This is a genomic window from Streptomyces sp. S4.7, from assembly GCF_010384365.1.
Classification (GTDB): Bacteria; Actinomycetota; Actinomycetes; order Streptomycetales; family Streptomycetaceae; genus Streptomyces.
Genome location: NZ_CP048397.1, coordinates 6,792,396 through 6,816,392, shown reverse-complemented (window position 1 = coordinate 6,816,392; position 23,997 = coordinate 6,792,396). Strand labels below are relative to the sequence as shown.

The following is a 23,997-nucleotide window of genomic DNA, read 5'->3' as shown; positions in this document are numbered from 1 at the left end:
GGTCACTGCCCCGTGACGCTCGATGCGGTGCCGGCCGCCTGCCTGACCGGCGTCGCCAGATACGGCCTGACGCTCTTGACCAGCATCGCCATCTCGTAGCCGAGGACGGCGGCGTCCGCCTCGCGTCCGGCGAGTACGGCCAGGCAGGTGCCGGAACCCGCCGTCGAGACGAAGAGCAGGGTGGAGTCCAGTTCCACCACCACCTGGCGCACCTCGCTGCTGTCCCCGAAGCGAGCGCCGGCGCTGCGGCCGAGTGAGTAGAGGCCGGACGCGAGAGCGGCCATGTGGTCGGCGCTGTCGGGGTCGAGGCCGTGGACCGATCTGACGAGTCCGTCGGAGGAGAGGAGTACCGCGCTGCGGGTGTGGGGCACCCGTTGGACCAGGCCGCTGAGCGGCCAGTCGAGGTCGGAGACGTGGCCTGTCGGCGCATCGCTCGCCATGGTGATCTACTCCTTGGAGGGGTTGTCCCGGACTGCGCGTGGCGGGTCCGGCAGTTCCGTCGCGGGGGCGGGCGCGGGCCCGGGGCCGGGCACGTGGTCCCTGGCGGGCTGGGCCTCGGCGAGGCCGATGCCGCGCTGGAAGGCGGCCATCAGACCGGGGTCGTGGAGCGCCTGTTCGTCGTCGCGGGGCGGGGCGGGCGCGTCCCGCAACTGGGGGACGAGGTGCTCCTGGCTGCGGCGCCTGGGCAGCTGGGGCCGGTCCATGGTGCCGCGCACGGCGCCGGGTACGGAGGGGCCGTCCGTCACCGGCAGGAACTCGGGTCCGGGCGGGGGCAGGACCGAGCCTTCCGGCAGAAACGACTCTTCCCGTCGCGGGTGTTGATCCGGTTCGGGGGGCCGGGGCCGCGCGGTGGGGCCGGTCGGCGTTTCGTCGGGCGTGGCACGCTCACCTCGTACGGGCAGCGGTCGGCGACCCGAGGTCCGGCGGTGCGAAGGGCGCTGCCGGGCCTCCTTCGCGGGGCTCGCCGGGCTTGCGGCGCCGAGCCGCGCCTCGTACACCTGGGCGGGTACGGGCGGTGGTGCGGGCGCCGGCGTGGGCGGGGGCGCATGCCCGTTCGAGTTCACCGGCGGAGGCGCCGGCGGGGACCCTGCCATGGGCACCCCCGGGACCTGGCCGTCGGCCTGCCCCGATCCGTCGCCGTCGACGCCCAGCAACGCCTGCGGCAGCACGAGTACGGCCTGGGTCCCGCCGTAGATGTTGGCGTGCAGCCGGACGGCGATGCCGTGCCGCCGGGCGAGGGCCGAGACCACGAACAGTCCGATGCGTCCGTCCTGGAGGAGATGGGCCACATTGACCTGGTCGGGGTCGGGGTCGGCGAGCAGGGCGTTCATGCGCTTCTGCTCGTCGGCGGGCATGCCGAGCCCGCGGTCCTCGACCTCGATGGCCAGTCCGGCGGTGACCTGCTGCGCGCGGAGCAGGACTTGGGTGTGCGGCGCCGAGGACAGGGTGGCGTTCTCGACGAGTTCGGCCAACAGGTGGACGACATCGGCGACGGCGTGCCCGCGCAGGGTGCCGTTGACGGGTGGCACGAGTTTGACCCGTGGATACTGCTCGACCTCCGCCACGGCCGAGCGCAGCACCTCGGTCAGTGTGACCGGCCGGCTCCACTGGCGGCGCGAGATGGCCCCGCCGAGTACGGCGAGATTCTCGGCGTGCCTGCGGATGCGGGTGGCGAGATGGTCGACCTGGAAGAGACCTTTCAGCAGGTCCGGGTCCTCGACCTTGTTCTCCAGTTCGTCCAGGAGCTGGATCTCCCGGTGCACCAGCGACTGGAGACGGCGGGCGAGGTTGACGAAGACCTCGACCTTCTGTTCGTTGCCGACGCCGCTCGACAGCCGGGACGCCTGGACGACGGCCGCGACCGCCTGCTCCTGTGAGCGCTCCAGTTCGTGTGCGAGCAGGTCCAGTTCGTCGCCGACGGGTTGTTTCGCGGGGAGCGGTCGCCGTGGTGGCGGGCCCTCGCCGCGGCGCAGCTGTTCCACCACCGCGCGCAGGTCGGCCTGGGCGCCGGCGCTCGACCGGCGCAGCGCGTGGGAACGGTCGTGCACGGATCTGGCGATCCGGTCGGCACCGACGGCGGCGGCCGTTGCCGCGAGGACGCCGGTCAGCACGGTACCGACGACGGCGGCCCAGATCTCGGGGGTCGGCGCCATCCCGCCCGAGCGGACGGTGACGAGCACGGCGAGCAGGCCGCCGAGCGTGGCTATGACGGTCGGCACCACGGCGGCGCGCAGGAGTTGGGGGCGCATACCGGCTTCGGGCGGCGCCGGTGCGGGGGGCTCGGGTAAGGCCGGGCCTCTGGCCGGCGAGGCCTTGGCCGAGGGCGTACGGGTGCCCGGTCGGCCGTGCCGGCCGCCTTCTCGGCGGTCGGGTCGCGCGGCGGGTGCGCGAAGTTGAGACATCAGCGTCCTCGGTACGTGGGGCCCCAGGCCTTCGGCGTTCTGCGGCTGTGTGGTGCGGCCGTGTGGTGCGCGGTCGCCGGCGTAACGACGGGCGGACATGCGGAAGAAGCCCAGCGTTGATCACCGAGCACACACGGTAGTTGGCGAATAGTCAGTTTCGGCGGGCAGTTGACGAACTTGCCCACAGAGCATCCCGCTCTGGTATGAGTCATCGCACAACAGTCCGAAACAGTGCAATCGCACTGAGGGTGGGAGCAGTTGCCCACGCCTCCGGCCCTCGTCCGCCCGGCGCCCCACGGCCGCTCGGCCGTGTCTCCTGCCGGGCTATCCGTCGGCGAGAATCACCGAACGGGTGAGATGGCGCGGCCGGTCGGGGTCGAGCCCTCGCGCGTCGGCGAGCGCGAGGGCGAGGCGCTGGATCCGTACGAGCTCGGCCAGCGGGTCGAGTTCACCGGCCACCCACCGTCCGCCGGTCGCGCCGACCTGCTCGGCGAGGCCGTCGGGCGCGGGGCCGAGCAGCCAGGTCGCGGTGCCCTCGGTGGTGATGCTGATGGGGCCGTGCCGGTACTCCATCGCGGGGTAGGACTCCGTCCAGGCGAGCGCCGCCTCCCGCATCTTGAGCGCACCCTCGTTGGCCAGTCCGACGGTCCAGCCCTGCCCGAGGAACGTGAACTGCGAGCAGTCGGTGATCCCTTCGGGCAGCGGCTCCGCCACGGCGCGCTCCGCGTCGGCGACCACCGATTCGGTGTGCAGGCCGAGGTGGGCGCGGAGCAGGGTGAGGGCGGTCGTGGCGAACCGGGTCTGCACGACGGACTGTTCGTCGGCGAAGCCGAGCACGACCAGGTCGTCGGCGGCCGAGCGGATCGGCGTCCGGGGGTCGGCGGTGATCGCGGTCGTCCGGGCGGATGCGCCGCGTGCGGCAGCCAGCAGCTGAAGCACCTCCGTGGTGGTACCGGACCGGGTCAGGGCCACCACGCGGTCGTACCGGCGGCCGGCCGGGAATTCGGACGCGGCGAAGGCGTCGGTCTCCCCCTGTCCCGCCCCCTCCCTGAGCGCCGCGTACGCCTGGGCCATGTAGTACGAGGTGCCGCAGCCGACGACCGCCGTGCGCTCACCGGCCTCGGGGAGCTGTCCCGAGCCGCGCAGGCCCTCGGCCAGCTCCGCCGCCCGGCTCCAGCTCGCGGGCTGGCTGGCCAGTTCCTTCTGGACAAAGGTCACGTCGGCTCTCCACTCTCGTTCTCTCCGGCTAAATGCTTGTTCATGCATGCTAGAGGAGGGTTTCGAGCACCTTCAAGCAGAGATCGCCGAGGCTCCGAGGCACTCGAAGGTGCTTGAATGATCCGAAGCGCGGCGAAGGAGATGCGGTGAACCGGTACGAACGGCACAACAACCTGCTCGAACTTCTCGCCGAGCGGGGCCGGTTGGACGTGGACGACGTCGCCGCCGAGCTGTCGGTGTCGGCGGCGACCGTACGCAGGGACCTCGACCATCTCGCCGAGCAGCAGTTGCTCACCCGCACCCGGGGCGGGGCGGTCGCGCACTCCGTCTCGTACGGGCTGCCACCCCGCTACAAGTCGGTGGGGCGGTCGGCGGAGAAGCAGCGCATCGGCCACGCCGCCGCCGCGCTGGTGTACCGGGGCATGGTGATCGGGCTCAACGGCGGTACGACGACGGCCGAGGTCGCACGCGCGGTCGCCACGCGGGGCGATCTGACCGACGCTTCGAACAGGGGTGGGGAGCCCGCCGTCACCCTCGTGACCAACGCGCTCAACATCGCCCATGAACTGGCCGTGCGCCCGCACATCAAGATCGTGACCACGGGCGGGGTGGCCATGCCCCAGTCGTACGAACTCGTGGGGCCGCTGGCCAGACACATCCTGGGCGAGGTGAGTCTGGACATCGCCTTCATCGGCGCCGACGCCGTCGACGCGGAGGCGGGGGCGAGCGCGCGCAGCGAACACGAGGCGAGCATCAACGCGCTGCTCGCCGAACGTGCGCGCAGGCTCGTGGTGGTGGCGGACAGTACGAAGCTGGGCACGCTTGCCTTCGCGCGGATCTGTCCGACGGAGGCCATCGGCACACTGATCACGGACACCGGCGCCCCCGAACAGGCGAAGCAGTTCGAGGAGCGGGGTGTGACGGTCGTCCAGGTCTGAGGCCCGTGGCGTGCGCCTCGTCAGGCGCACGCCACCAGCCGCGTTACGGCGCGCTCTGGGCGGAGGGCGCGGACCCCGCGCCGGTGGCGGGACCGGTCTCCGTCCCGGTGGTCGGGCCGCTCGCCCCCGTGGCCTGGCCCGGCGCGGCGGAGTCCGAACCCGACGCGGAGGCGGCGGTCGTGGGGGATGCCGCCCCGGATGCGGCTGTGGCCGAAACCGAGGCCTTCTCCCCGGCCGGGACCGCCTCCGGCCAGCCGCCTGCAGGCGGGACGGCGACCGAGCGCCACCACGGGGCGCCCGGGATGGTGTCGGTCAGCGTCGGCTCGTAGGACTCGCCCGGACGCGGCAGGGCGATCCGTACGCCCGCCTCCGCCGCGGCGGTGACCGTGCCCTCGCCGGGCTCGGCCCACGGGTGCGGGGCGAGGTTGAAGGTGCCCCAGTGGATCGGGAGCATCACGCCGGACGGCTCGCCCCGCTGGAGGTCGAGGTGCGCGCGCAGCCCCTCGGCGGGGGTCATGTGGATGTCCGGCCAGTATTCGCTGTAGGCGCCGATCTGGATCATCGTGGCGTCGAAGGGGCCGTGCGCGGCACCGATGTCGCGGAAGCCGGAGAAGTAACCGGTGTCGCCGCTGTGGTAGATGCGGTGCTCCGGCCCCGCGACGGCCCAGGACGCCCAGAGGGTGTGCTGCTGGTTGCGCAGACCGCGGCCGCAGAAGTGCCGCGCGGGGGTCGCGGTGAAGGAGATGCCCGCCACCTCGGCGGTCTCGTTCCAGTCCAGCTCGCGCAGGCGCGCCGCGGGCACGCCCCAGTGCTCCAGATGGGCGCCGACGCCCAGCGGCACCGCGAAGACGGTGTCCGTGGAGGCGAACCCCTTGATCGTCGGCAGATCGAGGTGGTCGTAGTGGTCGTGCGAGATGACGACGACATCGACCGGCCCGAGTGCGGCGAGGGAGACGGGCACGGGGTGCAGCCGCTTCGGCCCGGCGAAGGAGAAGGGCGAGCAGCGCTCGCCCCAGACCGGATCGAAGAGCACGCGACGGCCGTCGATCTCGGCGAGGACGCTGGAATGGCCCATCCAGGTCAGCCGCAGCCCGGAGGCAGGCGGTACGGCGAGGTCGGCGAGGGTGTCCCGGTGGACGGGGATGGGACTGGCCGGCGCGCGGCGGACCCGCGCCTCCTTACGGAGGTAGACCTTCGACAGCTCCACCATGGAGCCGGACGGTCTGGTTCTGGCGGTGCCCTCCGGGTTCTGGAAGACACCGTCGGCGAAGTTCGGGGAGCGGTGGATCCGCTCCAGGCGTTCGCCGGCCGAGTCGGCCCCGAAGGCCTCGGACCGCATCGAGCGCAGCCGGGAGCGGAGTGAGGGTGGGGAGCCGGCGCCGTTCACTGCATCTCCTGAAGGTTCGGTTCATCCCATTATGGGCGGTTTATCGGACCGGAGTGCCACGCCGGTTGTGCCGTCCGGGGCACGCTGATGCAACGTCCGGACGATCTCGTGGATTCCCCCGCGCGGTCACCGACCGATGAAATCCGGCCACCCGGTCACCGCCGGACAAGCGCCCGGCAGCGACCCCCGGCCCGCCCGGCGCCCGCGATCTCTTTGACAGCCACACACCGGGCTCCCGACACTGACCATCCATTCAGTTGCAGCTCCCCCATGGTCTGCCGTCGTGCCTGGAGGCACCAATGTCCCCCCTGATATCGCTGACCTGGAGCGACGACGTGACCGGCCGCAAGGGGTACCTGGTCGTCGACCGGCTCGTGCGCGGCGTCTCCAGCGGCGGACTCCGGATGCGCGCCGGCTGCTCTTTGGACGAGGTGACCGGGCTCGCCCGCGGCATGACCATGAAAGAGGCCCTGCACTACGACGCCGACCCGTCGGTGCGCTACATCCCGCTCGGCGGGGCCAAGGGCGGTATCGACTGCGATCCACGGGACCCGGCGGCGTACGGCGTCCTCGTCCGCTACCTGCGCGCCGTCCGGCCGTACATCGAGACCGTCTGGACCACGGGCGAGGACCTGGGACTGACCCAGGACCTGATCGACAGGGCCGCCGCCGAGGCGGGGCTCGTCTCGACCGTTCAGGCGATCCATCCGCTCCTGGACGACGAGCGGGCGGCGCGCCGGCGTCTCGCCGACGCCTTCGCGGTGGACGTCGACGGCATCGGCCTCGACGAACTCGCCGGGGGCTGTGGCGTCGCCGAGTCCGCGCTCACCGCGCTCGACCGGGCGGGGGTGCCGCACGACGGGACACGGGTCTCCGTACAGGGACTGGGGACGATGGGCGGGGCGACCGCGCGGTTCCTGTCGCGGGCCGGGCTCAAGATCGTGGCCGTGGCGGACGTCAAGGGGACCATCGCCTGTCCGGACGGCCTGGACGTCGAGTCGCTGCTGGCCGCGCGTGACCCGTTCGGGACCGTGGACCGCGCGGTGCTGCGGCCCGGCGACCGGGAACTGCCGGGTGACGCCTGGCTGTCGGCGGACGCCGAGATCCTGGTGCCGGCTGCCGTCTCGTACGCGATCGACGCCACCAACCAGGCGCTGATCACGGCCCGTTGGATCGTCGAGGCGGCGAACATGCCCGTCCTGGCCCAGGCGGAGGAGCTGCTGGCGGCTCGTGGGATCACGGTGCTGCCGGACGTCGTCGTCAACTCCGGCACGAACGCCTGGTGGTGGTGGACCCTCTTCGGCGACATCGGTGCCGACGCGGACGAGGCCTTCACCCATACGCGCCGCTCCACGCGCGCGCTGACGGAGCTGACGCTGGCGCGTGCGGAGGCCGGAGGGACGACCCCCAGGACCGCGGCGCACGCGATCGCCGCAGACCGACTGGCCCTGATCGCCGAGCGGTTCGGCCACTACCGCTGACCGGCCGGTACCGGCGGCGGCCGGTGTACAGGCCCGCGGTTTCTGTCAACCGGCTGGGGTTAGGGTTCAGTTGTGGCGAGAGTAAGGCTGAGTGTGGAGGAGCGACGCGAGGACCTGCTGCGCGCCGCGATCGAGCAGATACAGACACGGGGGGTGGCGGCCGTGCGCATCGCGGATGTCGCCGCCGTCCTCGGGGTGAGCAACGCCCTGGTGCTGTACCACTTCTCCACGAAGGAGAAGCTTCTCGCCGCCGCCTTCCGGTACGCCGCGGAGGAAGACCTGGCGCAGTTGCGGGAGTTGCTCGGCCGCCGTACCAGCGTGCTGCGCAGGCTCCACGCCGCGACCCGCTGGTACACGCCGACCGGCGAGGCCAAGGGATGGCGGCTGTGGATCGAGGGATGGGCGGCGGCGCCGCGCGAGCCCGCGCTGCACGAGGTGGCGAGCGAACTCGACCAGCAGTGGAAGTCGGCCCTCGCCGCCGTCATCACCGAGGGCGTCGATGCCGGGGAGTTCCGCTGTGCGGACCCGGTGGCGACGGCCTGGCGGCTGACCGCGCTGCTGGACGGCCTCGCGGTGCAGATGACGTCCTACGCGGGATCGCTGACCCGCACCACCCTGCTGGAGTGGTCGGACGAGGCGCTCGCACGTGAACTGGGCGTCGACCGGGCGGTCCTCACCGCCGGCGGCCCGTCGTGACCTGCCCCGCCGGATGACGGACACCCGCCCCGCCCGCCGGAGCCACCACGGCCGTACTGTGGCGGACATCCGGAATCCGGAACGAAGGTGGAGACTGTGGCGCAGCAGCAGACCGAACACCCGGACGTCGAGCACGATGGGTCGGGGGCCGGTCCGGAAGCCGAGCCGGACCTCGACGTGCTGGTCGTCGGCGGCAGCGGCGTTGACACCGTGGTCCGTGTCGACTCGCTTCCCGTCCCGCTCGCCGACGCGATCGGTGTCGGGCCGATCCGTGAATGGCCGGGGCAGACCGGCGGCAATGTGGCCCTGGGCTGTCAGGCCCTCGGACTGAACGTCAAATTCCTCGACTTCATCGGTGACGACTGGACGGGTGGTCAGGTCCGCGAGCACCTCGCGAAGGGCGGGGTCGACTTCGAAGGGCTGATCTCGCCCGCGGGCACGCGCCGCGCGGTCAATCTCGTCGAGAAGACGGGCCGCAGGATGTCCTTCTACGACGGGCGCGATCCGGAAGACCTGCGGATGCCGCGCGAGTTCTACCTGCCGCACCTCCGGCGGGCCCGCCGCGTCCATGTCTCGCTGACGAACTTCACCCGTTTCCTGCTGGACGACATCGTCGAGCAGGGGGTCCCGGTCTCGACCGACCTGCACGACTGGGACGGGGTGGACGCCTATCACCGGGAGTTCGCCTACCGCGCGGATCTCGTCTTCCTCAGCGCCGCCGGTGCGCGTGAGCGCATAGCGCCGGTGATGCGGGAGATCCTGCGTGAGGGCAGGGCGCAGGCGGTGGTGGCCACCGCGGGAGCCGGCGGGTCGTATCTGCTGACCCGCGAGGGCAGCCGCACGCCCCGGCCGATCCCGGCGACCGTCCCGCCCGCACCGGTGGTGGACTCCAACGGCGCGGGCGACGCGTACGCCTCCGGCTTTCTCTACGGCCAGTTGGCCGGGCGGGACCTGGACGACTGCGCACGCCTCGGCGCGGTCGCGGGCGCCTACGCGTGCACGGTGGAGGGCAGTTCGTCACTGATCACCTCCGAGGCGCTGCTGTCGGGGGTCCGTCCCGTCAGGTCTGCCTGAGCGGTTCGTACGCCTGGGCGTCGAGGCCGAACGTCCAGGCGACGCCCTCCTTGGCGGTGCGGGTGTTCGGCGGCACCCGCAGCCAGTAGGTGCGGCTCGTACCGTCGGGTTCCGGGGTGGAGTTGACGACCTCGACCATCACGACGTCCTCGTCGTCGTCGAGCGCTATCCGCCACAGGATTCCGGTCTCGTCCTTGCCGATCGGCTCGGCGCCGGATTCGGCGAGATAACGGTCGTAGCCGTAGTGCTCCAGCATCACGCGGCGCAGTTCCGCGTTCTCCTCGGTCCGGATCCGTGTGGGGTCGAGCGTGGTGAGCTCGGCGAGGAAGTCGGCCGGGACCGGCATACCGCGCCACGCGTAGAGGGCGAAGCCGTCCGGGTACGCCAGGGCCGGGCCGTCGCCGCGGTCGAGCCGTCCCGCCTCGTCGCGGTGCAGCTCCACCGGGCGTTCACAGACCACCGTCACCTTCTCGTACGGCCACCACCAGCCGGCGTGGGCCGCCACCTCGGCGAGCCCCGCCAGGCGCTCGCCCCGGCCGTCGAACGCGGCGAGCCACGCGGCGTCGTGCTGGCCGAGGACCGCGTCGAGCAGCAGCTGACGTGTCCCGGGCAGATCCGCCGGGTCCGTCGTGGGCGCGTCGGTGATGCCGGAGCGGATCCGCTCGGCGAGCGCGCGGGTGGTGTCCCACAGCCTGGCGCCGGTGGCGCCCCACCACTCGGCCCAGCCGGCCGGGCCCAACTCGTCGTGGATACGCCGCCGTTCCTCGGCCCACGGCTTGGTGCGCACCTCGTCACGGACCGATCTGCCCTGGTCCGTGAGGGACCGGACGGTGGTCAGTCCGGCGAGCGGTGAGTCCGCCCAGACGATCCGCTCCGGCTCGGCCAGTCCTGCCGTGCGGTAGGCGAGCCGTATCCCCGCCTCGGCCGCCGGCCGGACGGCCGCCCCTGTCGCCGCCGCTACGCCCCGCCACTTTTCCAGCTGCTGCATGTCTGAAGCCCCGTCCCCTGTTGTCACTGTCGTCCCGTGCACTGCTCTGCCCTGCCGTGCACTGCTCTGCCCTGCCGTGCACTGCTCTGCGCTTGCGCCGTGCTGTTCGCCGTGTTCCCCCGTCCGTCCTCAGTCGGCGACCACGCGCACCGCGCCCGGCAGGTACTCGCGCTGGCGCACCACGCGGAACCACCCCTTGGGCAGCGAAATCATCGCGTGCTCCTCGTGCACCACCCGGCCGCCCTCGGGCAGATGGAGCAGCATCGGCCCGAACTCACCTCCGGTCTCGCGGACGAGCATGCCGGGGCCCGTCACCGCGTGGGCGTGTCCCGTGACCTCGCCCAGTGCCAGGACGAGGCGGCCCCGCGCGTCCCTCGGCTCGCTCCGCGCCTCGGTGATGCCGGACGGCACGCTCTCCTCAGCGACGGGCACGATGAGCACGTCTCCCTGCCGGTACATGGCTCTCCCCTCGATCGGCGGCGCCGAGTGCGCCGACCTGTGAACGACGCTAGACGGTGGGTCCGACAACGGGCCCCGCCCCGGAACGGAGTTGTCAGTGGGGCCTGTTACAACTTCTCCCAGCATCAACCCGATCAACGCCGACGCCCGGTGTCTGGAGCAATCGCCATGACCGTTTCGAACCACCTGCAGGAGTTGGACGGCCTGCCCGCGTTCGACTTCCCCGACGCCGAAGCCGAACCGAAGGCGGAGCTCCCCGACGCGGGGTCGGTGGCCTGGCGTGTCGGCGTCGACGCGTACGACAGCGAGGAGGAGTGGGAGGAGGCGTTCGCCCGCTTCCTCGCCGCCGTCGACCCCACCCGGGTCCGCGCGCTGATCGTGGGCGCCTGGAGCGAGGCGTACGAGACCGCGCCGGACGAGCTGACAGCCGCCCTCATCGCGGCGAGCGACCGGCTTCCCTCGCTGCGGGCGCTGTTCGTCGGTGACATCACCTACGAGGAGTGCGAGATCTCCTGGATCAACCAGGCGGCGATGGGCCCGCTGATCAACGCCTTCCCGCAGCTCCACTCGTTCGGAGTGCGCGGCGGCCAGGGGCTGGACATGGCGGGCATCAAGCACGACGGGCTACGCTCGCTGACCGTCGAGACGGGCGGTCTGGACGCCGGGGTGGTGCGTGACATCGGTGCGGCCGAACTGCCGTCGCTCGAACGCCTGGACATCTGGCTGGGGGTTTCCTGGTACGGGGCGAACACGATCGTGGCGGACCTGGATCCGTTCCTCACCGGGGCCCGGCTGCCCGCGCTGAAGTCGCTGGCCCTGCGGAACAGCGAGATCCAGGACGAGATAGCCGCGGCGCTGGCGGGAGCGCCGGTCGTGGCCCGCCTGGAGACGCTCGACCTGTCGATGGGCACCCTCGGGGACGAGGGCGCGGAGGCGCTCCTCGGCGGGCAGCCGCTCACGCACCTGAAGAAGCTCGATCTGCACCACCACTATCTGAGCGAGCCGATGGAGAAGCGGCTCCGCGAGACGCTGGAGCCCGCCGGGGTGGTCGTGGACCTCTCCGAGCGCGAGTCCGCGAGGGACGACGAGTCGCGCTACACGGCGGTGGCGGAATGACGGGCCCGGACGGGATCGACCACATCGACGAGTTCCACGGGCTGCCCGTCCTCACGCTTGCGCACGACGAGACCCCGGCGCCGGGGACGCTGCCCGAGCCCGACGCCGTCGCATGGCGGCTGGACTGCGCGTGGGACGACGAGTGGCCGTTCGCCAGGCTGTGGCGGCGGTTCACGGATGTCGTGGACACCGAGCGTGTGCGCGCGCTGGTCATCGGCCCCTGGTGGATCGGCGAGTACTCGGAGCTGAGGCCCGTCCTGGAGCTGATCGTCGCCGACGCGGCGCGGTTCCCCGCCCTGCGCGCGCTGTTCCTGGCGGACGTGGTCGGCGAGGAGTGCGAGGTGTCGTGGCTGCGGATCAACGACATCACCCCGGCGATCGAGGCGTTCCCGCTGCTGGAGGAGTTCGGGGTGCGGGGCTGCGGCGACACGTACAGGGACGGTGACATGCGGCTGAGGCCGGTGAAGCACGACCGGCTGCGGGTCCTGCGTTTCGAGTCGGGCGGGCTGCCGGGGGCCGTCGTGCGGGCCGTCGGCGCGAGCGAACTGCCCGCGCTGGAGCATCTGGAGCTGTGGCTGGGCGTCGACGAGTACGGCGGCAACGCGACCGTCGCCGATCTGGCGCCGCTCCTCGACGGCGGCCGGTTCCCGCTGCTGCGCCATCTGGGGCTCCAGAACAGCGAGATCCAGGACGAGATCGCGGGCGCCGTGGCCGCGGCGCCGGTCGTCGCCGGGCTCCACTCGCTGGCCCTGTCCATGGGCACGCTCACCGACGAGGGGGCCGAGGCGCTCCTCGCCGGCCAGCCGCTCACCCATCTCAAGAAGCTCGACCTGAAGCATCACTTCGTCTCGAAGCCCTGGATCGGGCGGATCGAGGATGCTCTGGGGCCGCACGGCGTGCGGCTGGAGCTGGGGTCGGCGATGGACTACAGCCACGGTACCGACGACGACGAGTGGCGTTATGTCGCCGTCTCCGAGTAGCTCCGGGCCGCGCCCGGGGCCCGCCCTGGCGGTCGTCGGCAACCCGGCCAACCGGCGTGTCGGCCTGTTCCAGGACGCTGTCCGGGCGGCGGGCCTGCCGCCGGCCCGTGAGGTGGCCTGGCTCGATGTGCTGGGCGGGCGTGCCGAGTTCCGGCCGGGTGAGGTCGTACGGGTCGAGTCACCGGGCGAGGACGCGGCGGTGGAGCGGCTGCTGCGGGGCACGGAGGACGCCACCCGGGTGGAGGGCACGGCCGTCTGGTACGAGCGGTTCACCTCCGCCGTACGGGAGTTGGGCCGCGCTGTACGGGAGGCCGGGGCCGATCTCCTCGACGAGCCCGACGATCTGGCGGTGCTCTTCGACAAGCGGCTGTGCCACGGGGTGCTGGACCTGGCCGACGTGCCCGTGCCCCCGTCGCCGACCTCGGGGTCCCGTGCCCCGGCCGTGCGGGGCTGGGACGACGTACGCGCGCTGATGGACGGTCCCGGAATGCGCCGGGCGTTCGTCAAGCTCGCCCACGGGTCGTCGGCTTCCGGGGTGCTGGCGGTCGAGACCGCCGGTCCCGGGCGGGTGCGGGCGACGACATCGGTCGAACGCGACGCCTCGGGGCGGCTGTTCAACTCGCTGCGGGTGCGGCGCCTGACCACCGAGCACGAGGTGGCGGCGATCGTCGACGCGCTGGCCCCGGACGGGCTGCACGTCGAGCGGTGGCTGCCGAAGGCCACGCAGCACGGCCGGGCGGCCGATCTGCGGGTGGTGGTTGTCGCGGGCCGCGCGACGCACGCGGTCGTACGGACCAGTTCGTCGCCCATGACCAATCTGCATCTCGGCGGGGCCCGCGGCGATCTGAACGCGGCGCGGGAGGCGGCCGAAGCGGCCGGGGGCGGCCGGAGCTGGGCCGCCGCGCTGGAGATCTGCGAGCGGGCTGCCGCGTGCTTCCCCGGCACGCACTGCGTGGGGGTGGACCTGCTGCCCGCGACCGGCTGGCGCCGCTTCGCCGTCGGCGAGGTCAACGCCTTCGGTGATCTGCTGCCGGGTCTCACCGGACTGCCGGGGAGCGGCGCGGAGGGCCTGGACACCTACGGTGCGCAGCTCGCGGCTCTGCCGGCGGGCGACCGCCGGCGTGGCGCGCGGGCCGACGGCCGCGCCGCCGCCGGTGCCGGGACCAATGCCGGGACCAATGCCGGGACCGGGACCGGTACCGACGGCCGCGCCGACGCCGGTGCTGATGCCGGGACCGCGGCCAGTTCCGGGGCCGGGGCCACGGATCTCGCGGGGCGGGAGCACCATGCCCGAATCTGAGACCGGAATCGACGCCGGCCTCGCCGCCGCCGAGCTCCCCGACATGAGCCGTGTCGTCGGCCATGACGACCTGCTGCTGGTCACGCTCGACACGCTGCGTTTCGATGTGGCGGCCGAGCTGGCCGAGGCGGGCCGGCTGCCGAATCTCGCGCGTCATCTGCCGGGTGGACGCTGGGAGGAGCGGCACGCTCCCGGCAGCTTCACCTACGCCTCGCACCAGGCGATGTTCGCCGGTTTCCTGCCGACGCCCGCGGCGCCGGGGCCGCATCCGCGGCTCTTCGCGGCGCGGTTCGAGGGGAGCGAGTCCACGGCCGACAGGACGTTCGTCTTCGACACGCCCGACCTGGTGTCCGGTCTCGCGGGCGCCGGGTACCGCACGGTGTGCATCGGGGGTGTCGGTTTCTTCAACAAGCGCGGCGCGCTCGGTTCCGTACTGCCGGGGATGTTCCAGGAGAGCCACTGGGCGCCGGAGTTCGGGGTGGCGTCGCCGACGTCGTTCGAGTCGCAGGTGGCTCGGGCGGAGGAGGTCGTGGCGGACCTGCCCGCCGCTCAGCGGCTGTTCCTCTTCGTCAATGTGCCCTCGCTGCACCAGCCGAACTGGTTCCATCTGCCCGGCGCCACCCGTGCGGCGGGGGACTCGCGGGAGACGCACGCCGCCGCGCTCGAATACGTCGACCGGCACATCGGGCGGCTGTTCGCCGCGGCGAGCAGCCGGCGCCGCTGCTTCACGATCGTCTGTTCCGACCACGGCACGGCCTACGGTGACGACGGGTGGAGCGGCCACCGCCTGGGCCACGAGTCCGTCTGGACCGTGCCGTACGCCCATTTCTTCCTGGAACCTGGGGCACCTTGATGACCGACCCGACCAGCACCACCATCCTCGCGCCGCGCCCGTACGAGAGTTACGTCTACGCGTATCCGCACAAGACGGCGTACCGCCCGCTCGCCGACCGTCCGGCCCTGAGCGCGCTGTGGGCGGGTGAGCGCAAGGACGCGCTCTCGCTCTATCTGCACATCCCGTTCTGCGAGGTGCGCTGCGGCTTCTGCAATCTCTTCACGCGGATCGGCGCGCCCGGCGAACTGACGACCCGCTATCTGGACGCGCTTGACCGGCAGGCGACGGCCGTCGCCGACGCCCTGCACGCGGACCCCGCTCCGGGCACGGACAGGGACACGAACGGCGACGCGGGCGCGGTGCGCTTCGCGGCGGCGGCCTTCGGCGGCGGCACGCCCACCTTCCTCACGGCCGGCGAGCTCGAGCGGCTGTGCGACATCGCCGAGAAGCGGATGGGCGCCGATCTGCGGGCCGGTCCGCTCTCCGTCGAGACGTCGCCGTCGACCGCGACGGCCGACCGGCTGTCGGTGCTGGCCGACCGGGGGGCGACGCGGCTGAGCATCGGCGTGCAGAGCTTCGTCGAGGAGGAGGCGAGGGCGGCGGTGCGCCCGCAGCGGCGGTCCGACGTCGAGGCGGCCCTCGGCCGGATCCGGGACGCGCGGATCCCGGTCCTCAACATCGACCTCATCTACGGCATCGACGGCCAGACACCCCGGTCCTGGCGGCTCTCGCTCGACGCGGCGCTCGCCTGGCGGCCCGAAGAGCTGTATCTCTACCCGCTGTACGCCCGGCCGTTGACCCCGCTCGGCAGGCGCGCCCACCCGAGCGAGGCCGGCTGGGACGCCCAGCGGCTGGAGCTGTACCGCCAGGGGCGGGACCATCTCCTCGCCCAGGGCTACGAGCAGGTGTCGATGCGGATGTTCCGGCTGCCGGGCGCGCCGCGCGAAGGTGCGGACGACTACGCGTGCCAGACCGACGGCATGATCGGCCTCGGCTGCGGCGCCCGCTCGTACACCTCGGAGCTGCACTACTCCTTCGACTACGCGGTCGGGATGCGCGAGATACGCACGATCATCGACGCGTACACGGCCACCGAGGACTTCTCCCGCGCCGAGGTGGGGCGCGCGGTCGACGCGGACGAGGCGCGTCGGCGTCATCTGCTCCAGTCGCTGCTCCAGGCCGAGGGCATGGCGGTGGCCGACTACCGCGAGCGGTTCGGCAGCGGCCCCGACGAGGACTTCCCCGCCGAGCTGAACCGTTTCGCCGGGCTCGGCTGGCTCGACGCGGAGGCCGGACCCGGCCTGCTGCGGCTCTCGCCCGAGGGCCTGGCCCACTCGGACGCGCTGGGTCCGGCGCTGTTCTCCCCCGCCGTCCGGGCGGCGATGGCGTCGTACGAACTGAAGTGAGACAGACGTGGACCTGACGATCCTCTACCGCGGCCCCCTCGCGTCCTGCGACTACGACTGCCCCTACTGCCCGTTCGCCAAGCGCCGCGACGGCCCGGACCAACTGCGCGCGGACCGCGCCGCGCTGGAACGCTTCACGGCCTGGGCCGCGGAGCGGACGGACGACCGGCTGTCGGTGCTGTTCACCCCGTGGGGCGAGGGCCTCACCCGCTCCTGGTACCGGCGCGCGCTCACCGACCTCTCCCACCTCCCGCACGTCGCGCGGGTCGCCATCCAGACGAACCTCAGCTGCCGCACCGACTGGCTGAAGTCCGCGGACCCGGCCAAGGTGGCCCTGTGGTGCACGTACCACCCGGGTCAGACTCCGTACGACCGCTTCCTCACCAAGTGCCGTGAGCTGGGCGCCGCGGGCATCCGCTTCAGCGTCGGCATCGTGGGCTTCCCCGACCACCTCGACCGGGCCCGCCGCCTCCGCGCCGACCTCCCCGAACATGTCTATCTGTGGGTCAACGCGGCGGAGGGCCGCACCTATTCGGACCCGGAGGCCGCCGAATGGACGTCGGTCGATCCTCTGTTCCCGTACAGCCGCCACCCCCACCGCTCGGCCGGTCTCCCGTGCCGGACGGGTGAATCGGTGATCTCGGTGGACGGCGAAGGCACGGTCCGTCGCTGCCACTTCGTCCCGGCGGAGCTGGGCAACCTCTACGACGGCTCGTACCGCACGGCCCTGAAACCGCGGGCGTGCCCGCTGGCGGCCTGCGACTGCCACATCGGCTACGTCCATCTGGAGACACTGCCGCTGTACGACGTGTTCGCGGGCGGCGTCCTGGAACGGATACCGGCCGCGCGGTGACGCGTGGCTGGTGACGCGGTGTCAGTGACGCATCAGCGGCAGCAGGTCCGGGCGCTTGGCGACCGTGTGGTCGCCGGAGGACTCGCCGCGCAGGCGGCGGCCGATCCAGGGGACGAGGTATTCGCGCGCCCACTGCATGTCGTCGCGGCGCACCTCCAGCGTGCCGCGCGGGGGCAGCGGCGGCCACGGCTGGTCGGGGTCGGCCGGGACGTCGAGGCCGAGGACCTGGGCCGCGCGCAGGGCCACGCGGGTGTGGCCCTCCGGGGACAGGTGCAGCCGGTCGCCCTCCCAGGCGCGGCGGTCCTGGACGGACCGGAGGGACCACAGGTCCAGGACCGGGCATTCGTAGCGGTCGGCGATGGAGCGGACGTGCGCGGTGAACGTGGCTATCTTGCCGCGCAGATGGCGCAGCACCGGGACGCCGCGGGTGTCGAACCCGGTCGGGACCATGACCGTGCCGACCACGCTCGTCAGGTCCGCCAGCGCCCGTTCGAAGCGTTCGGCGACGTCGTCGGGGTCGCTGCCGGGCCGGATGATGTCGTTGCCGCCCGCGCAGAACGTCACCAGGTCCGGGGCGAGTTGCTTGGCGCGCGGGATCTGCTCGGCCACGATCTGGTCGAGCAGCCGTCCTCGTACGGCGAGATTGGCGTACCGGAACGACCCGTGGTCCGGGTCGTCGACGGCCGCCCCGTCGGGTGTCCGGTCGGCGAGCAGTACGGCGAGCCGGTCGGCCCAGCCGACAAAGACTCCGCCCGGACCGGGATCGCCGACGCCTTCGGTGAAACTGTCACCGATGGCGGCGTACGACCCGAAGGGACTTCTGGTTTCTCTTCTCGAATCGTCAGCCACAGCGGAACATCCTTCACCCGCGTATGTGGCCTACGCGACCGTAAGGAGGGGTTGACGCCGGTGAGAAACACCACCGGTCAAAATTAGTTCAAGCCGGAATAGGGGAATGGCCGTTGGCCGGCACCCGGGGTGCCGGCCAACGGCCATTTGCTGTGAGGTCGAACCGGTCAGATGGAAACGCCGTGCTCGCGCAGGTACGCCAGCGGGTCGACGTCCGATCCGTAACTCGGGCCGGTACGGATCTCGAAGTGCAGGTGCGGGCCGGTGGAGTTGCCGGTGGAACCGGAGAGACCGATCTGGTCGCCGCCGGCGACGGTCTGGCCCGCCGAGACGGCGAGCGAGGACAGGTGGGCGTACTGCGAGTACTGGCCGTCGTCGTGCTGGATGACGACCTCGTTGCCGTACGACCCGGACCAGCCGGCCGAGACGACGGTACCGGGGCCGACCGCCTTGACGGTGGTGCCCGAGGCAGCCGCGAAGTCCACACCGGTGTGGTAGCCGCTGGCCCAGCTGCCGCCCGCCGCGCGGTAGGCGGTGGTGGTGGTCGCGCCGTCGACGGGCGCGGTGTAGCCGGAGCCGCTGCTCTGCGCCGCCGGCTCGTTCGCCGAGGTGGTGTCGGCCTTCGGGGCGGGCTCGGCCGGGGCGGGCTTCGCGGGGGCGGGCTTCTTCGGGGTGGCCTCGGCCTTGCCCTCGGAGGACGCCTTGCTCTTCGCGCCGATGGTGAGCTTCAGACCCGGGTGGATCAGCGACGGGTCGTCGCCGACGGCCTCGCGGTTGTCCTTGTACAGCTTGTGCCAGCCGCCGCTGACCTTCTGCGTCGCGGCGACCTTGGCGAGGTAGTCGCCCGCCTTGACCGAGTACGTCTTCACGGTCTTGGCGGTGGCGGCCTGCTTGGCCGTCTGGGCGGTGGGAGCGGCGTGCGCGGCGGACACGGTGCGCTCCGGCGCCACGGACGGGGCGGCCTGCTCGGCGGCGTGCGCGCCGGTGGCACCGATGAGCGGAATTGCGATGGCGGCGCCACCCGTTCCGGCGGCGACGAATCCGCGGGTGATCGGGTTGGTCCTCGGACGGCGGTGCTTACCCTTTCCGGGCATGGCGGATTCCTCTCCGGCGCCTACGAGGTGAGCTGTCGGGTTCGGGCTGGAGATGCCCGGCCGCGCCGTGACGCGACTTCACCCCGAGCCGTCCGGAAGTCCGGACCGGCGTACTACCTGGGTCCCCCGCTCCTGCCACACGTGGATGATTGCTGGGTGGATGAGGATTCCGAACGGCGGCAGGATTCGGCGATCCGCTCGGATTGCGGTGACCGTAAGCCGGGTGGACCGACCCGTACAAGCCGTCGTATTCCCCGGGCAATCCGTCCGGGAATATCGGGCTCCGCGAGCGGTCACCCTGCGTGGATTACGGATCTTCGAATTCCCTGCGCCGCCCCAATTCCCCTTCCCGGCGCCGCCACACACCGTCACGGATATGATCTGGCTCACCAGCCGAGGACGATATGCCCCCATCTCGCCCGCGAACAGGGCACGTTGTGCGCAATAGCCCAATATGGACAGAAGCCGCAATCGTGAAGCGATTTCAGCGGGAGGGGATGTCGTAAAGTCGGAGCGCGACAGCGTCGGCGACGAGCGCCGGCGGCAGACGCGGAGGAGCTCACGTGACGCACGAGGTGCCGCAGCCGGTCCCGCCGACCGAGCCCGAACTGGCCGGTGTACGCAACTTCCGCGACGTGGGCGGTCTGCCGACCTCCGACGGACGGCGCGTACGGTACGGCCGGCTCTTCCGCAGCGGCCACCTCGCGCACGCCACGGCCGAGGACGCGGCGTTCCTGACGTCACTGGATCTGCATACGGTCTTCGACTTCCGCAACGCGGCCGATCAGAAGCTGGACGGCCTGGACGTCGAGCTCATCGGCGTACGCAATGTGAACATTCCGCTCACCGACCCGGCCGACGGGACCGAGTTCTGGAAGATGGTCCGCGACGGGGATCTGGACCAGCTCAGGTCGATCCTCGCCGACGGCAAGGGTGTGGCCCGGATGTCCGCTTCGTACCGTTCGATCATTCTGGACCGCACCGCCGAGCACCGGCGCGTGCTGCACGCCCTGGCCGAGGAGAGCCTGCCCGCCCTGATGCACTGCGCGGCGGGCAAGGACAGGGCCGGGCTCTCCATCGCCGTGTCGCTGCTCGCCGTGGGGGTGGAGCGGGAGGCGATCGAGGCGGACTATCTGAAGTCGAACGAGCCGCACCGCAGGTACCGGGTACGCCGCAGCGACACGACGCCCGGCGGCACTTCGCCGGAGGTGATGGAGCTGCTGGCGCCGCTCTTCGACGCGCGCGCCGAGTACCTCGAAACGGCCTTCACGACGATGGAGGAGACGTGGGGCAGCATCGACCGGTATCTCACGGACGGCCTGGGCCTGACGGACGCGACGCGCGAACGGCTGCGCGGCCGTCTGGTCGACGAGGGGTAGCTCGTCCGGGCCGCCCGGGACGCCCTCAGCGCCCCTGCGCGCCCGCCTCGAAGAGCAGGTAGAGGAAACCGGCCAGGACATGGCCGGCCACGAGGTAGGCGAACAGCCGGATGGCGAGGCCGCGCGGGAAGTTGCGCTCCTCGTCCATGACGGGCTTGACGGGAGTCTCGGCGGTCGCCTCCGGTTCGCGCGCGGCGGCGGGGTCCACGGGGTTGTCGGGCACGGTGGTGGCCTCTCTCATCTGGTCGGAACCGAGGGCGGATCAGCGGCGGTGGGCCCCGCCCGGCAGGCACAGCTCGGTGGTCGGGCTGATCAGCAGGGTGTGCACGAACAGCAGCTCGGCGCCGTCGGGGCCGACCGCCGCGAGACGGTGCGGTGTCATCGAGTCGAAGTGGGCGCTGTCGCCCGGGTCGAGCACATGGACGGCGTCGCCGAGGCCGAGCCGGAGCCGCCCCTGAAGGAGATGGATCCACTCCTCCCCCGGGTGGACGCGGACGAGGTCGCCCTGCGCCCCGTAGGGCACCGTCACCCGCAGCGGCTGCATCGCGCGGCCGGAGGAGCTGCCGGCCTGGCGGTAGATCCAGCCGTCGGCCTCCACCGGTTCCGCGCGTGCGGCGCGGATGACGGGATCGCGTTCGGGCGGTTCCTCGCCCAGCAGCTCGGAGACCGTCGTACCGTAGACGCGCGCGAGTCCGAGCAGCATCGGCAGTGAGGGCTGGCGGCGCCCGGTCTCCAGCCGGGAGAGATGGGCCGGGGAGAGCCCGGCCCGTGCGGCGGCGGCCTCCAGGGTGAGGCCACGGCCGCGGCGCAGCTCGCGCAGCTGTGGCGCGACGTCCGGCAGGGCCTCTGTCTCGGGGTCGTGCCCACTGGTGGCGGCTGGGGTGTCCATGCCTCCATTGCGCCAGCAATGTTCCTCTGAGGCAAATCTCTTGCCTCAGAGGCAAACGCGCTCAACGGTTGGCGATCGCCTGCTTCACGAGCGTCCTGCCGAAGTCCCACATCAGCCCGCCGCCCTTGTGTGCGTCGTCCATGACGGCCGTGAACGCCGTCACGAAGCGGTCGACCTCCCGCTCCCCGATGGTCAGCGGCGGAATCAGTTTGATCACTTCCAGCTCGTCCCCGGAGACCTGGGTGAGGATGCGGTGCTTCTGGAGGAGCGGCACCACGACCATCTGCGCGAAGAGACCCTTCCGGGCCGCCTGGAGCATCGTCCAGCGGCCGCGCAGTCCGATCGACGCCGGCCTCCCGAACTCGATACCGATCATCAGCCCCCGGCCGCGCACCTCGCTCAGGAACTCGTACCGGTCGACCAGCGCCGCCAGCCGCGACCGGAGCAGATCGCCGGTCGTCCTGGCGTTGGCGACGATCCGCTCGTCCTCGATCACCGACAGGACGGCGAGCCCCGCGGCCATCGCCTGCGCGTTGGACCCGAAGCTGGCCGAGTGGACCAGCACCCGGTCCATGGAGGAGTAGACCCGTCTGAAGATCCAGTTTTTGCCGAGGGTGGCGCCGACGGGCACGTAGCCGCCGGAGAGCGCCTTCGCGACGCACACCAGGTCCGGCTCGACGCCTTCCTCGTGCTGGTAGGCGTAGAAGTCCCCGGTCCTGCCGAGTCCGGTCTGCACCTCGTCGGCGATGAGCAGCGCCTTGTGCCGGTGCAGCAACTCCTGTGCCGCGCGCAGGAAGCCGGACGGCGTCGCGCGCACGCCCTTGCCCTGGATCGGTTCGACGACGAAGCCCGCGACGTCGCCGCGCTTCAACTCCCTTTCCAGTGAGTCGAGATCACCGAGTGCGAGCGCGGTGTCGGGGAGCAGCGGTGCGAAGCCGTCGCGGAAGCCGGCCTCGCCGTTGACCGAGAGCGAGCCGGTGGTGAGACCGTGGAAGGCGTGGGAGCAGTAGAGGATCCTGGGTTTGCCGGTGGCGTACCGGGCGAATTTCAGGGCGGTCTCGACGGCTTCGGTTCCGCTGTTGCCGAAGAAGACCCGGTCCAGGTGGGGGCTGTACGCGAGCAGCTTCTCCGCGAGCAGGCCGGGCAGCGGCTGGCAGTCGAAGCGGGTGAGATCGGCGAGCGAGGCGTCGAGGACGTCGTGGAGGGCCTCGCGTACGACGGGGTGGTGGCGGCCGATGCCCATGACGCCGAAGCCGGCGAGCATGTCGAGGTAGTCGTTGCCCTCGGCGTCCCAGAAGTAGGCGCCCTCGGCGCGTTCGTAGACCTTGTCGAAGCCGATGGTCCGCAGCATGCGCGGGAGTTGGTGGTTGAGGTGGGCGGTGTGCAACTCGTAGCGCTCGCCGCCGCGTTCGGCGAGGAGCTTCGTGAGGTCGAAGCCCTTGCCCGGCGTGCCCGGCTCCCGCTGTCCCGCCGCCCGGGGGACGCCGCCGCGTCCCGTGCCGCTCTCGCTGGACTCCGTCATCGTGTGTTCTCCTCCCGGAGCTGTGCTCGCCGGTCGGGGCGCCGGAAGGACGGCGGCGACGGGCGCCGCCGTCCTTCCGGTGGCCATGACGTCACGGGCCGCCGGTCTACTTGCTTCCGGAGACCGTCTCGCGAACCGCTCGCAGCGACTCCTTGAGGGAGCCCATGGTGGCGAGTACGGCCGTCGGTTCGTAGCCGCAGTGCGCCATGCAGTTGGCGCAGCGCGGGTCCTTGCCCCGGCCGTACTTGTCCCAGTCGGTCTCCTCGATCAGTTCCCGGTACGTCGGAACGTACCCGTCGCTCATCAGGTAGCAGGGGCGCTGCCAGCCGAAGAGCGAGTAGTTGGGAATGGCCCAGGCCGTGCACGGGAAGTCGGCCTTGCCCTCCAGGAAGTCCAGGAAGAGCGGGGAGTGGTTCAGCCGCCAGCGGGCTCTGTTACCGCCGGCGAACGCCTTCTTGAACAGCTCCCGCGTCTGGTCGACGCCCAGGAAGTGCTCCTGGTCGGGCGCCTTCTCGTAGGCGTAGGCGGGCGAGATCATCATCTCGTCGACCTTCAGGTCGTCGTTGAGGTAGTTGAGAACCTCGATGATGGTCTGCGGGGTGTCGGTGTTGAAGAAGGTGGAGTTGGTGGTGACCCGGAAGCCCCGCTTCTTGGCCTCCTTCATGGCCTCCACGGCCTCGTCGAAGACCCCTTCCTTGGCGACGGACTCGTCGTGGCGGTCGCGCAGGCCGTCGATGTGCACGGCGAACGCGAAGTACGGCGACGGCGTGAACTTGTCCATCTTCTTGCGCATCAGCAGCGCGTTGGTGCAGAGGAAGACGTACTTCTTCTTCGCCACCAACTGCCGGACGATCTCGTCAATCTGAGGGTGCATCAGCGGCTCGCCGCCGGCGATGGAGACCATCGGTGCCCCGGATTCGAGCACCGCCCCCACCGCTTGGGCCACGGGCATGCGCTGCTTCAGGACCCCGGCCGGGTGCTGGATCTTGCCGCAGCCCTCACAGGCGAGATTGCAGGCGAAGAGCGGTTCGAGCTCGACGATGAGTGGGAACTTCTCACGCCTGCGGAGTTTCTGTTCGACGAGGTACGTCCCGACCCTGATGGTCTGACGGAGCGGCATGGCCATCTAGC

General features: G+C 71.6%; 23 protein-coding genes and 1 riboswitch. Of the genes, 11 read left to right on the top strand and 12 right to left on the bottom strand.

The features are described from left to right. Window positions 1–2 precede the first annotated feature (2 nt). The 3 genes from SSPS47_RS30220 to SSPS47_RS30210 form a co-directional block, all read right to left on the bottom strand. Window positions 3–440 (bottom strand): roadblock/LC7 domain-containing protein, encoded by a 438-nt coding sequence (locus SSPS47_RS30220; protein ID WP_164253695.1) that lies wholly within the window; start codon window positions 438–440, stop codon window positions 3–5. Window positions 441–446: 6 nt separating this feature from the next. Next, complete coding sequence (locus SSPS47_RS30215) at window positions 447–2,402, bottom strand: ATP-binding protein (protein ID WP_164253694.1); 1,956 nt, start codon at window positions 2,400–2,402, stop codon at window positions 447–449. 324 nt (window positions 2,403–2,726) lie between these two features. After that, window positions 2,727–3,620, bottom strand: a complete 894-nt coding sequence (locus SSPS47_RS30210; RefSeq protein ID WP_164253693.1) for an SIS domain-containing protein — start codon at window positions 3,618–3,620, stop codon at window positions 2,727–2,729. Between the two features lie 146 nt (window positions 3,621–3,766). Between SSPS47_RS30210 and SSPS47_RS30205 the strand changes: the two genes are divergently transcribed. Beyond that, entirely contained in the window at window positions 3,767–4,558 is a 792-nt protein-coding gene (locus SSPS47_RS30205; RefSeq protein ID WP_164253692.1) for a DeoR/GlpR family DNA-binding transcription regulator, read from the top strand. A 43-nt stretch (window positions 4,559–4,601) separates the two neighbouring features. On the opposite strand, the gene SSPS47_RS30200 is transcribed toward SSPS47_RS30205, so the two are convergent. Continuing rightward, window positions 4,602–5,897: an MBL fold metallo-hydrolase gene (locus SSPS47_RS30200; RefSeq protein WP_239065355.1), complete on the bottom strand. Its 1,296-nt coding sequence runs from the start codon at window positions 5,895–5,897 to the stop codon at window positions 4,602–4,604. Between the two features lie 347 nt (window positions 5,898–6,244). Between SSPS47_RS30200 and SSPS47_RS30195 the strand changes: the two genes are divergently transcribed. The 3 genes from SSPS47_RS30195 to SSPS47_RS30185 all read left to right on the top strand — a co-directional run bounded on the left by SSPS47_RS30195 (window position 6,245) and on the right by SSPS47_RS30185 (window position 9,196). After that, entirely contained in the window at window positions 6,245–7,426 is a 1,182-nt protein-coding gene (locus tag SSPS47_RS30195; RefSeq protein WP_164253691.1) for a glutamate dehydrogenase, read from the top strand. 72 nt (window positions 7,427–7,498) lie between these two features. Beyond that, window positions 7,499–8,122 (top strand): TetR family transcriptional regulator C-terminal domain-containing protein, encoded by a 624-nt coding sequence (locus SSPS47_RS30190; protein WP_164253690.1) that lies wholly within the window; start codon window positions 7,499–7,501, stop codon window positions 8,120–8,122. Window positions 8,123–8,302: 180 nt separating this feature from the next. Then, on the top strand, window positions 8,303–9,196 hold the full coding sequence (locus SSPS47_RS30185; protein WP_164255182.1) for a PfkB family carbohydrate kinase: 894 nt from the start codon (window positions 8,303–8,305) through the stop codon (window positions 9,194–9,196). Here the strand turns inward: SSPS47_RS30185 and SSPS47_RS30180 are convergent. Beyond that, on the bottom strand, window positions 9,183–10,184 hold the full coding sequence (locus SSPS47_RS30180) for a DUF6745 domain-containing protein (RefSeq protein WP_164253689.1): 1,002 nt from the start codon (window positions 10,182–10,184) through the stop codon (window positions 9,183–9,185). The genes SSPS47_RS30185 and SSPS47_RS30180 overlap by 14 nt on opposite strands. A 129-nt stretch (window positions 10,185–10,313) precedes the next feature. Then, window positions 10,314–10,643 (bottom strand): hypothetical protein, encoded by a 330-nt coding sequence (locus SSPS47_RS30175; RefSeq protein WP_164253688.1) that lies wholly within the window; start codon window positions 10,641–10,643, stop codon window positions 10,314–10,316. Between the two features lie 168 nt (window positions 10,644–10,811). On the opposite strand from SSPS47_RS30175, the gene SSPS47_RS30170 reads away from it, so the two are divergent. From SSPS47_RS30170 to SSPS47_RS30145, 6 genes are read left to right on the top strand one after another with little or no spacing between them, the layout of a single operon-like run. Beyond that, window positions 10,812–11,759 (top strand): STM4015 family protein, encoded by a 948-nt coding sequence (locus SSPS47_RS30170; protein ID WP_164253687.1) that lies wholly within the window; start codon window positions 10,812–10,814, stop codon window positions 11,757–11,759. Beyond that, entirely contained in the window at window positions 11,756–12,739 is a 984-nt protein-coding gene (locus tag SSPS47_RS30165; protein WP_164253686.1) for an STM4015 family protein, read from the top strand. Before SSPS47_RS30170 ends, SSPS47_RS30165 begins: the two co-directional genes overlap by 4 nt. After that, window positions 12,720–14,039, top strand: a complete 1,320-nt coding sequence (locus SSPS47_RS30160; protein WP_203557958.1) for an STM4014 family protein — start codon at window positions 12,720–12,722, stop codon at window positions 14,037–14,039. Before SSPS47_RS30165 ends, SSPS47_RS30160 begins: the two co-directional genes overlap by 20 nt. Before the next feature lie 43 nt (window positions 14,040–14,082). Beyond that, window positions 14,083–14,892: an STM4013/SEN3800 family hydrolase gene (locus SSPS47_RS30155; protein ID WP_203558123.1), complete on the top strand. Its 810-nt coding sequence runs from the start codon at window positions 14,083–14,085 to the stop codon at window positions 14,890–14,892. Beyond that, complete coding sequence (locus SSPS47_RS30150) at window positions 14,892–16,280, top strand: STM4012 family radical SAM protein (RefSeq protein WP_164253684.1); 1,389 nt, start codon at window positions 14,892–14,894, stop codon at window positions 16,278–16,280. Before SSPS47_RS30155 ends, SSPS47_RS30150 begins: the two co-directional genes overlap by 1 nt. A 7-nt stretch (window positions 16,281–16,287) precedes the next feature. After that, the gene (locus tag SSPS47_RS30145) at window positions 16,288–17,133 is read left to right on the top strand and encodes an STM4011 family radical SAM protein (RefSeq protein WP_164253683.1); all 846 of its coding nucleotides are present in this window, start codon (window positions 16,288–16,290) and stop codon (window positions 17,131–17,133) included. 21 nt (window positions 17,134–17,154) lie between these two features. Here the strand turns inward: SSPS47_RS30145 and SSPS47_RS30140 are convergent, their stop codons facing one another. Both SSPS47_RS30140 and SSPS47_RS30135 read right to left on the bottom strand, forming a co-directional pair. Beyond that, on the bottom strand, window positions 17,155–17,982 hold the full coding sequence (locus SSPS47_RS30140; protein ID WP_164253682.1) for an SGNH/GDSL hydrolase family protein: 828 nt from the start codon (window positions 17,980–17,982) through the stop codon (window positions 17,155–17,157). Between the two features lie 167 nt (window positions 17,983–18,149). Beyond that, on the bottom strand, window positions 18,150–19,076 hold the full coding sequence (locus SSPS47_RS30135; RefSeq protein WP_164253681.1) for a M23 family metallopeptidase: 927 nt from the start codon (window positions 19,074–19,076) through the stop codon (window positions 18,150–18,152). 4 nt (window positions 19,077–19,080) lie between these two features. Next, window positions 19,081–19,245, bottom strand: a riboswitch (cyclic di-AMP (ydaO/yuaA leader). 406 nt (window positions 19,246–19,651) lie between these two features. On the opposite strand from SSPS47_RS30135, the gene SSPS47_RS30130 reads away from it, so the two are divergent. Beyond that, the gene (locus SSPS47_RS30130) at window positions 19,652–20,455 is read left to right on the top strand and encodes a tyrosine-protein phosphatase (protein WP_164255180.1); all 804 of its coding nucleotides are present in this window, start codon (window positions 19,652–19,654) and stop codon (window positions 20,453–20,455) included. 25 nt (window positions 20,456–20,480) lie between these two features. Here the strand turns inward: SSPS47_RS30130 and SSPS47_RS35710 are convergent, their stop codons facing one another. The 4 genes from SSPS47_RS35710 to hpnH form a co-directional block, all read right to left on the bottom strand. Beyond that, window positions 20,481–20,678, bottom strand: coding sequence for a DUF6126 family protein (locus tag SSPS47_RS35710; RefSeq protein WP_239065110.1), 198 nt, complete (start codon window positions 20,676–20,678; stop codon window positions 20,481–20,483). Window positions 20,679–20,717: 39 nt separating this feature from the next. After that, window positions 20,718–21,344, bottom strand: a complete 627-nt coding sequence (locus tag SSPS47_RS30120) for an XRE family transcriptional regulator (protein ID WP_164253680.1) — start codon at window positions 21,342–21,344, stop codon at window positions 20,718–20,720. 61 nt (window positions 21,345–21,405) lie between these two features. Continuing rightward, on the bottom strand, window positions 21,406–22,866 hold the full coding sequence (locus tag SSPS47_RS30115) for an aspartate aminotransferase family protein (RefSeq protein WP_164253679.1): 1,461 nt from the start codon (window positions 22,864–22,866) through the stop codon (window positions 21,406–21,408). A 106-nt stretch (window positions 22,867–22,972) separates the two neighbouring features. Then, the gene (hpnH, locus tag SSPS47_RS30110; RefSeq protein ID WP_147876301.1) at window positions 22,973–23,992 is read right to left on the bottom strand and encodes an adenosyl-hopene transferase HpnH; all 1,020 of its coding nucleotides are present in this window, start codon (window positions 23,990–23,992) and stop codon (window positions 22,973–22,975) included. Window positions 23,993–23,997 lie beyond the last annotated feature (5 nt).